Origin of the sequence: Shewanella sp. 5S214 (assembly GCF_041439795.1) — a bacterium.
Classification (GTDB): Bacteria; Pseudomonadota; Gammaproteobacteria; order Enterobacterales; family Shewanellaceae; genus Shewanella; species Shewanella vesiculosa.
This window is the reverse complement of sequence record NZ_JBGOOV010000079.1, coordinates 1-1190: the sequence shown is the minus strand read 5'-3', so window position 1 is coordinate 1190 and position 1190 is coordinate 1. Positions and strand designations below refer to the sequence as shown.

At 39.6% G+C, this 1190-nt stretch carries 1 protein-coding gene; it reads right to left on the bottom strand.

Features of this window, described 5'->3' with window-relative positions; translation table 11 throughout:
* Positions 1 to 14: 14 nt before the first annotated feature.
* Positions 15 to 1117, bottom strand: a protein-coding gene (locus ACED29_RS21135; RefSeq protein WP_223419165.1) for an IS3 family transposase whose coding sequence is annotated in 2 segments (ribosomal slippage) — positions 15 to 853 and positions 853 to 1117 — 1104 coding nt in all. Because the reading frame shifts where the segments join, the coding sequence is not laid out codon by codon here.
* Positions 1118 to 1190 lie beyond the last annotated feature (73 nt).

Sequence of the window (1190 nt, the reverse complement as noted above, 5' to 3'; positions counted from 1 at the left end):
ATCCCTTATATCGATCATATTTTAAGAGAGTTTTCCTTATTTAACCGCTCATACAGTTTGGGCGGTAAATCATTCAGTGATTCATGTGGCCGATCATAATTATATTCTTCAATCCAACTATCTGTGATTTCCCTAACTTCAGTCAAGCTATTGAACAAGTAACTGTCTAATACTTCATTTCGATAAGTGCGGTTGAATCGTTCAATATACGCATTTTGCGTAGGTTTACCTGGCTTAATAAAATCTAACTTGATGCCGTGTTGTTCAGCCCAAATCTCAATTGCATGTGAGATAAACTCAGGTCCATTATCTTGTCTTAACCGCTTTGGATAACCTCGATAAGCGGCAACCCTATCAAGTACTCGTATCACTCGCTGAGCTGGCAAACTCGAATCCACTTCGATAGCTAAAGCTTCCCGATGATAATCATCAATGACATTAAATGTTCTAAACGACTTTCCAGAAAATAAGTTATCGCTCATAAAATCCATTGACCAGCATTCATTTGCCTTTCCAGGAACGGCTAGTGGCTCAGGCTCTCGAAAAGGTAAGCGCTTTTTGCCTTTACGCCGTAAGTTAAGCTTCAAACCACAATAAATACGGTACACACGTTTATGGTTCCATTTATGCCCTAGGAGCCGTAGTCGCTTAAATATCTTCCGAAACCCATAGGCCTTATGTTTCTCTGCAATGTCTGATACAGCCTCAATGATGTCATTATCATCGACACGTTTAAGTTGATAATAAAATGTGCAACGACTGATACTTAACGCATCACAAGCCAACACAACACCTAGGCCAAATTCATTAATGGCATAGTGGGCTAATACCTTTCGCTCTGCTGGCTTTATAGCTTTTTTTCAACAATGTCTTTGAGTGCCATGTTTTGTAAGCTGACATCCGCAAACATCTTTTTAAGTTTGGCGTTCTCGGCTTCTAATTCACGCATACGCGTTAAATCTGAGGCTTGCATCCCACCGTATTTTGATTTCCATTTGTAATAGGTGCTTTGACCTACATTATGTTTGCGACATAACTCAGGCACCGTGAGTGCGCCAGACTCGCCTTCTTTGAGGATATTGATAATTTGGCTTTCAGTAAAACGTGTCTTTTTCATGTGATTCTCCATTTGGTTTAGTGTAAATGGAAAACTCTATTTAAAACATTCTGACTTTAAGGGAGGGTTACAT